A 732-nucleotide genomic window follows, 5' to 3' on the forward strand; every position below is an offset into this window, starting at 1 on the left:
TAGATATGGAGTAGGGACAGATTATTATTCTTATGAAAGAATGTATACTGAGGGAAGAGTTTGGTTTTCAGAACCTGGGCTAGTATATATAATGGACTTCATGAAATTTTTAGGCATACCAGTCCAAATCTTTTTCTTAGTTATAGCATTTCTTATACAGTATTTAATTTATAAGGCAATAAAGCATTACAGCGACACAAGAGAAGTATATTACATGGCTGTATTCTTTTATATTAGTTTATATTATTTTAATACCTCTTTAAATACAATAAGGCAATTTATAGCAATGGGTCTGTTTTTAATTAATGTAAATAATATAATCAATAAAAAGTTCATCAAATATAATTTAATGTTTATTGTAACAATTATGTTTCATAAGAGTGCGATATTTTTCTATCCAATGTATGTTTTGCATAATTTAGTAACGAGATATATTAATACGAATACTAAAAGAGTTACCTTACTAGTTATTTCTTTTTCTTTGATGTTTGTTAGATTTGACGAATTAATTATTAAAATAATATCTAAAGTTTTTGGTAATCAATATTCCTATTATACAGAATGGGCTTCAAGTCAATATTTAGAATACTCATTATCATGGAAAATGGCAGTGCTATTAATTGTTAAATTGTTATTAAGCATATGGTTAGTAAGCAATAAAGAAAAATTTATTCATCTAAAGAAGCATGAAGTTATATTTGGTATATACTATATAAGCTTAATATTAACATT

The 732-nt window shown here is 24.9% G+C and carries 1 protein-coding gene; it reads left to right on the top strand.

What is annotated here, in order from left to right; translation table 11 throughout:
- Nucleotides 1-40: 40 nt before the first annotated feature.
- Nucleotides 41-732, top strand: a 692-nt coding sequence (locus KVT37_RS31710) for an EpsG family protein (RefSeq protein WP_254634398.1), incomplete at its 3' end; no start/stop codon positions are given.

Origin of the sequence: Mesorhizobium sp. GbtcB19 (genome assembly GCF_019091085.1) — a bacterium.
Lineage (GTDB): Bacteria > Pseudomonadota > Alphaproteobacteria > Rhizobiales > Rhizobiaceae > Mesorhizobium.